The sequence below is a fragment of the Psittacicella hinzii genome (assembly GCF_003585935.1).
Taxonomy (GTDB): Bacteria; Pseudomonadota; Gammaproteobacteria; order Enterobacterales; family Psittacicellaceae; genus Psittacicella; species Psittacicella hinzii.
The window spans coordinates 1-7,674 of the sequence record NZ_NRJG01000067.1; the positions used below are offsets into that span (position 1 = coordinate 1).

The 7,674-nt window shown below is 35.2% G+C and carries 4 protein-coding genes; 1 reads left to right on the forward strand and 3 read right to left on the reverse strand.

What is annotated here, in order from left to right; genetic code table 11:
* Positions 1 to 47: 47 nt before the first annotated feature.
* From CKF58_RS04220 to CKF58_RS04230, 3 genes are all read right to left on the reverse strand, one after another.
* Positions 48 to 2,159, reverse strand: a complete 2,112-nt coding sequence (locus CKF58_RS04220; RefSeq protein ID WP_119531293.1) for a TonB-dependent siderophore receptor — start codon at positions 2,157 to 2,159, stop codon at positions 48 to 50.
* Between the two features lie 446 nt (positions 2,160 to 2,605).
* Positions 2,606 to 3,622, reverse strand: a complete 1,017-nt coding sequence (locus CKF58_RS04225; RefSeq protein WP_119531295.1) for a hypothetical protein — start codon at positions 3,620 to 3,622, stop codon at positions 2,606 to 2,608.
* A gap of 204 nt (positions 3,623 to 3,826) precedes the next feature.
* Positions 3,827 to 4,705: a ChbG/HpnK family deacetylase gene (locus tag CKF58_RS04230; RefSeq protein ID WP_119531297.1), complete on the reverse strand. Its 879-nt coding sequence runs from the start codon at positions 4,703 to 4,705 to the stop codon at positions 3,827 to 3,829.
* Between the two features lie 564 nt (positions 4,706 to 5,269).
* On the opposite strand from CKF58_RS04230, the gene CKF58_RS04235 reads away from it, so the two are divergent.
* Positions 5,270 to 7,462 (forward strand): RelA/SpoT family protein, encoded by a 2,193-nt coding sequence (locus CKF58_RS04235; protein WP_119531299.1) that lies wholly within the window; start codon positions 5,270 to 5,272, stop codon positions 7,460 to 7,462.
* Positions 7,463 to 7,674 lie beyond the last annotated feature (212 nt).

Genomic DNA, 7,674 nt, shown 5'->3' on the forward strand with positions numbered 1-7,674 from the left:
AACACAAAAATCCCTCTCATGATGAGAGGGATTTTTGTGTTTAAAAATTACCATTTATAAGTAGCTGTAGCTACAACATTACGGGTTGCACCAAAGTAACATACAGAGTTACAGTTAGTTAAGTATTTTTCATTGAATAGGTTAGTAGCATTTAAACCTAAGTTCCAATTTGGCGTAATGTCGTAAGAAATAGCCATGTCGAATAACCATACAGGTTTAGTACGACCATCAGCTACAGATACGTATGGAGATTGACGTTGCATTAAGCGACGTAAATCTAAGTAACCAATTGAACGAGCGTTAGTTGTACCGTAGTATCTAACACCAAAGCCTACATCTAGTTTATTACCGATAGCAAAGTTATTCCAGAAAGCAACTTGGTGTTTAGGAATACCATTGGTTTCATAAACGGTCGTTGTACGGTAAGTTGTAGCATTGGTATAAGTGTAAGCTAAAGAAGTTTGCCACCATGAAGTGATATTAGCTTTAGCAGTTAACTCCCAGCCATGCGTATTTTGTTTTAGATCAGTTTGCGTATATGAACCGGTTAGATCATCACGACGGAATGGGTTACGGTCTTTAATATTGAAGTAGCCTACTTCAAAATAACCATCAAAGTTTTCTGGACTATATTTTAGACCAGATTGTAACTGTTTAGTGGTGTTATAAGCTAAAGTATCAGTCGAACTTGTACTCGTTGCTAATGGAGCACGCGCGCGGAAAGCTTCAGAGTAGTTTACGTATGGTGTAAAGCCCCATGGTAAATTAAGTGCTAAACCACCAGAGTGAGTTGTATGTCCAGTGTTGTAGCTATTAGTACGAATTGCTGATTCTGTTTTACCGTTTACACTAGTGTAGTGTAAGCCGTAGTTCACCGTTAATAATTTAGCAATATCAAAACTTGTTAGTAAATAAGTACCAACTTGGTTTTGCGTTTCGTAATCGCGCGTAGGGCTAATGTTATTTAGTACACTACTTGCACCTTCTCTAAAGTATGTCGTATTATACAGACTAATGCTTGGCGCTGTACCTGTCGCATAGTTACCGTTTACGGTTGTACGTAAGAGGTCTACCCCAACAGCTACTGTTGCTTTAACGTTTTTAAAGATCTCACCATTAGCTACTAAACGGTTATCAAAATAGTGCTCTTGGAATTTACCTTTATTGTAAACGTAACTACGAATTGCACTCGTATTGCCACGCATGTCAATTTGTGCCATACCAGCAGCTACATCGTAGAATAAAGAGTTAATGTATAAGTAACGATAGTTTTGTTCGAATTTTAAGTTATCGTTAAACTTGTGACTTAACTCCCAACCTGCCGAGAATTGTTTAGTATCAACTTCAGAGTATGCTGGTTCACCAAAATAAGTACTTGTACCAAAACTTCCGTCAGTAGTTAGGTATGAACCATAACCTGGTACGACGAAAGTATTTGGACGACCATTTTGCACGTTAAAGTTAGTTAAGAAAGTTAAGCTCGTATTTGGACTAAAGTCAATGGTAAATGATGGAGCAAAATAATACTGACGTGAAGAAGTGTAAGTTTTTTCTCCACGTGAGTTTTCCCATTGACCTACTAAACGATAACGTACGCTGTCGTTAATGCGATCTGAATAGTCAACACCAATTGAGTAACGATCTTTAGAACCTACTTGTAGTTGTAATAGACCTTGACGTTCTTGGGTTGGACGTTTAGAAATTAGGTTTACTGTACCACCAGGTTGAGTAGCACCGTATAGAACTGAGTTTGCACCTTTGTTAATTTCTACACGCTCAATTCCAAAGAGTACAGGGTTGTAGTTGTATAAACCGTTGCTATAGCTAATAGTTGTACCATCTACAGCATATTCTGGATAGAAACTACGAATACGTAAAATATTATAGTGATTTGATGGAGCAAAATTCGCGTAGATACCTGCTTGATAGATTAAACTTTCATCAAGTTTACGCGCTCCAGTTTGTTGCGCTAAAGCTTTAACGTCTAGTTTTAAATTAGACTGAGTAACATCGGCTTTACCTAATTTATCTAAAGTACCTACGACTGTTACTGTATTTAAGGTTAAGTTAGTGCTAGTTGTATCAGCATGAGCAAAGCTAATGCCGCAGCTTAAAGCTACTAAGGTACTAGCTAGTTTGGTCAGAGTGATTTTACGCATAAAGATTATGGTTATCAAAGTTAATAAAAGGTTAAGTTAAACTTCTAAGTTTAGTTAACCAGCCACAAAAATTCAAAATGATAATGATTTGCATTAACGAGCTAATTCTACCATATTCATGCATAAAATAAGATCTAGAACCATAAATTTAAGAAAAAAGTTTACATGAGGCTTTTTCTTGTCTTTTAGTTACTTACACCAATCTACAGTTGGGAGTAAAACAAAAAGATGATTATTCACTTATTTAAGAAGTAAATATTTGTTTAAATGACTTAATCTTTTAGATAAATGTGAAGTAGGTAGTAACTAATTAACCTTATGCACTAGTCAAGATCTCTTGCCTTTTAGCAACGCAAAAACCGCTAGTTAAACTAGCGGTTAGAAAAGGTTGTTTATTCTTATACATATATCTAATTAGATTAACGTATATATCTAATAAGAATAACTTAAGCGTTTAATAATTGTGGTTTAAAGAAATTGTTATCAATAAACAGATTAATTAGCTCATAAGTTTGCATTAATACTAATTGATCGTTATCAGCAACAGATTTCCACTTAACCGTTTCCATATTACTTACATCTGAGAACTCTAAAAGACTTTCTGTTTCTTCGTGTAAGTATTTACGTGGAGATGATTTATTAACTTTGTAGTTAATACCTTCAAAATCTTTTAAGTCACCTAACCACTCTTCAACAATACCAGTATCTATTGTATTACCATTAGTTAAACCTACAGTAACACTTTGGCTAACCCCATAGAATACTGGAGCTACTAAGTTGTGGCAATGTACAGTATCAATTTGTGGCATTAAGCGTTGTACTTGTGCTTCGAAGTTAACTTGTTTGTTTGGTGCAATATCTGTAAGAGTGTTAACATCAAAAGCTAACCAAGTTTCTGGAGATACGCCTTCACCTGTAAAGTTAAAGAAGTCACGTGTTTCTTTAGCTAAACGAGGTGCTGCATCATCGCTTACGTAAGTTACTGGGAACACATTAGTTACACTTACGTAGAGCATAGGTTGATTTACGCGTAAGTTATTAATTACGTACATTAATTGACTTACTTGAGGATGCGGTAGCGAGCACATTTTTTTCTCAAGAGCTTCTTCAAGTTGGGTCTCGTCAACGCGTGGTACAACCACAGGCATTTGATCTAAGGTTGCAGAGTAACCTGTTAGGTCAATCGAGAACACACTATTTGCCGCAGCACCGGTTAAGAATTTTAAATTTTCTAGGTTATCGTTATAGAGATATAAATCTACATCGTCCCAATCTACGTTAGCATATTTCATGTAATCGTAGTTAAAACGCTCAATAACTTCCATATCTTCGAAGTTATATTCATCTGCACTTGAGTTTTCTACAATGGTAATACGACGAATATCATCATGTAGACCTTCGGCAATAGTTAAGAATTTTGTAATAAAGAGTTCATTAGCAGAAATTGCTATATGTAATCCCATGTTCTTGTCCTTTAAGAGAAAATTTTTAGCCCTATTATAAAACAGTTAGTACTTTAAAGGCAAAAAAGAGCGCCTAAAAAATGCAAGAGGGAGGATTTCTCCTCCCTGCAAAAATTAATCTAATAACTAAAGTTATTTACTTATGTTATGAATTTATATTGCGCAGTGTTATTTGTTGTAACACTTTTAAGAATATACTATAGCTTATAGCTGAGCCAGTACTTGGTACTCAATTAAGCGCGCTTGCGCCTTACTATCTTCATAAGGCACGGCTTGCTGTAGGTCATTGGCTGGAACTTGTTCTTCAGGTACACTAGGGTGCACCATAATTACAGCTCCTCGTCCAGTTGCTAAGTGATACTTACGCGCATTACTTAACCAGAATGCCATAAGATCTTTAAACTCTTGGGCATTAGCTTGGTAGTTATATACTCCAAGGAGTTCTTTGCGTAAAGAATAAACAGCCGAACGAGCTTTTTTTGTCGCATAGCGTAAAATTAAGTTTTGTAACTTAGAAGCTCCTGGTAAATTAGTTTTATTTAATTTATTTACGCGGTTTAAGCTTCGTACCCAAATTTTGTTTTGGTCTAAACGGTGCTCGGTATAAAACTCACGTAATGCTTGATGGAATAATGGCAGCATGTGTACATGCTGGTGTCCATCAATAAAATCTGGCCAACAGTCAAATAATTCTTCGAATAAGTAGAATTGACGGTCTATTTCTTGATAAATTTGGTGGATAAGTTGTTTGCGTTTACCTTTGCTATAAAAGAGAAAACGATATAGCGGATTTAATAAATGATGAATTGGCGCAATTAAATTTTCATCTTGGTGCGAAGATAAAAGTTCGGTAAAGTTGAGGTGTAAACCTAAACTTAATTTCCCTTCGTGTTTTAGACGTAGAGCATCTTCAATATAGTCTAGAGTTAAATTAGGGGCATCCACAAGCACTGAAGCACAATTGATTTTGCCAGCCGTTGCAAGATCAATAGTTGCTTGGTTAATCCCTGGAGTTAACCCAAAATCACCGACACATATTTCCAAGGCATGAGAATCTAATAATTGCTGATAATTCGAGTCCATTTTGTGTAAAACTGATTTTTAAATCTTAGTTGTTGTTTGATCCATTTTATTATAAAGCAATTAAAATTTAAGTGGTTAAAAATCAGACTAGAGATAAAAAGTCTAAGCAATACCTAAATTTAGGTAGAGCATAGACGAATTTGCGTTTGTTGTGATAAAATCATAGTAACCCCTAAATAAAATAGTGTAAATCCCTCTATTTATAGAGATGGCATTACTAGAATGTGTTTAGGAATTAACCGAATTTTGAACCTAGCAAGTTGAAGCAGACAAAGATAAGACTTCAACTGAATATCATCTATTTTCTAGGGCAGATAAAACAGATAAAGTAAGTAACAAACTACTAGTCTATATAGATAACTAATAGAGCGCTAATCTATATAAGATGGTTAATTCAATCAAAGATTCTAACGATAAAACTCTTAAACTAAGGTTCTACAATAAGTAAACGCTGTCAATAGCCTAATATCGGTCAATATAAAGAATTTAGCAGTTAGAGTTAACAATTTTCAATTTATTAAGCTTACTAGTTTTATCTCTTCCCTTAAGGATAAGTTTGCATTAATGCAAGTAGATTATAAATATTTTGAACCTTTAGAAGTGAAGCTAAATTATATGTCAGCCGAAGACGTAGATAAATGTCGTCAGGCTTTTGCTATTGCTTATGAGGGTCACGAAGGACAATTCCGCTCGTCAGGCGAAAAATACATTACTCACCCGGTAGCGGTAGCGGGTATCCTTGCTGATTTATGTTTGGACGTAGAAGCAATCCAAGCAGCTTTATTACACGATACCATTGAAGATACTAAGTTTCAACGTCCGCAGCTTGAACAGCTGTTTGGCAAAGTGGTAACAAATATTGTTGATGGTGTATCCAAGCTAGATAAATTAAAATTCCGTACTCGTCAAGAAGCAGAAGTAGCTAATTTCCGCAAAATGATTTTAGCGATGACTAAAGATGTAAGGGTAGTTTTAATTAAATTAGCAGACCGTACACATAATATGCGTACTTTAGGTTCGTTACGACCTGATAAACAACGTCGTATTGCTCAAGAAACAATTGATATCTACTCTGCCTTAGCTTACCGTCTAGGGATTATGCACATTAAAAAAGAGTTAGATAATCTTTCTTTTAGAGCTTTACACCCTGTACGTTATCGTTTATTAAAGCAAGCTGCCGAGGGGGCTTCGAATTTACGTAAGAAACAAATTCAGCAAGTTGATCAAGCTATTAACCAAGCTTTATATAAACATGGGATCAAAGCTACAGCTGTAGCTGAACGCATTCCTCTGTACAACATCTACAAGAAAATGCGTGCCCATAAACAAAAATTCAATTCGATTCTCGATATCTACCGTTTTGTGATTGTAACCCAAACACAAGATGAATGCTATCGTGCTTTAGGAATTGTGCATAGTTTATTTAAACCAGTACCTGGTACTTTCAAAGATTTTATTGCTCTACCAAAAACTAACGGTTATCAAACATTAGTAACCGAATTAGTAAATGAGCATGGAGATCCGGTTGAAGTATTTATTCGTACTGAAGCAATGGACGAAGTGGCTGATTTAGGTATTGCTTCAACTTTAACCTATACTCCTAATACTAAAAACCAAATTGGACAAACTGAAGTTCAAAAATGGTTAGACTCTCTTGCTGAATTACAACACGTAAGTGTTAACTCAATTGAGTTTAATAACTCGGTTAAAGAAGAAATCTTCCCAGAAGATATCTATATCTTTACCCCACGCGGCAGAATTATTACCTTACCGCAAAACTCAACCGCTCTCGATTTTGCTTATTACATTCATACAAATGTGGGTGAGCATGCCGTGCGAGCTATTGTTGATGGGCAAGAAGTTGAACTGAACCATTTACTAAAAACAGGACAAACCGTTGAAATCGTAACCGATCCTCAAGCTTATCCAAGCGAAAAATCTTTACTGGCTGTAAACTCAGCTCGTGCTAAAGCCCGTTTACGTCAAGCTCTTAAAGATCGAGAAATGGATAAATATATTGCTAATGGTCGTAAAGCCTTAGAAGATTTATACGGTGGCACAAAAGTAGAATCTTTAGATCCTCAGGCAATTAAATTGGCTCTTGAGTTCTTAAACTTAAATTCGCTTAACGATTTATACGCCGAGATCTGTTTAGGGAATATTATTTCTCCAGTTGCTAAGGCAATCATTGATTCATACTTAGATCATTCACAAGATAGTGATAATATCCTACAAGAGTTACAAGCTGGCACACTTTATAGCGATTTAACCTTTAAAGATTTATTAGCTGTAAATCATCAAGTAGAAATTGCTGAACATGCATATATCACTCCAAACGATGAGATTATCCTAACTTCGAATTACGGTCATGGTTTATTAGTACATCATAGTTCAACTCCGTACGTAAAACAGCAACGCTTAACTCCATATCAACATTGCCGCATTAAATGGGGAATGGAAGAGTATGCTAATTCAGTAGTACAGTTACAATTGCAAATTGATGTAAGTCAAGTTGCTGTACCTGAAACTATTTCTGAACAAGTAGGACAGTTAATTAATCAACGTAATTCACAACTCTTACGTGCAATTACTGGGGTTAATCAACATGCTAATATTGCTTATATTAAACTCGAATGTTTAGTAAGTTGCGCTGCTCAAATTGATGAGTTAATTGCATATTTACGTGAACAGAATTTAGCGATTATTGATTGGCATCGTATTTACGAACTTAATCACGTAAGTCGTAATAGTCGTTAAGCAAGTCCTAAAATAATCTCTAAAAGGTTAAGTTTAATTTATTTCTTAAAATATAAGCAATAAACAATTAATAAACTACCAATAAACCGCTAGAAACTAGCAGTAAATGTTTAATCCCTCGAGCTTGCTCGAGGGATTAAACATTTGTAAAATTAGCTAGAGATCTAAGGTAAATAGAGTATAATATACTTGTCATCTGATAATTATTATCT

Excerpts from the sequence above, each read along its gene's own strand:
- CKF58_RS04220 (WP_119531293.1), bottom strand. The coding sequence starts at position 2,159 with ATGCGTAAAATCACTCTGACCAAACTAGCTAGTACCTTAGTAGCTTTA.
- CKF58_RS04225 (WP_119531295.1), bottom strand. The coding sequence starts at position 3,622 with ATGGGATTACATATAGCAATTTCTGCTAATGAACTCTTTATTACAAAA.
- CKF58_RS04235 (WP_119531299.1), top strand. The coding sequence starts at position 5,270 with ATGCAAGTAGATTATAAATATTTTGAACCTTTAGAAGTGAAGCTAAAT.
- CKF58_RS04230 (WP_119531297.1), bottom strand. The coding sequence starts at position 4,705 with ATGGACTCGAATTATCAGCAATTATTAGATTCTCATGCCTTGGAAATA.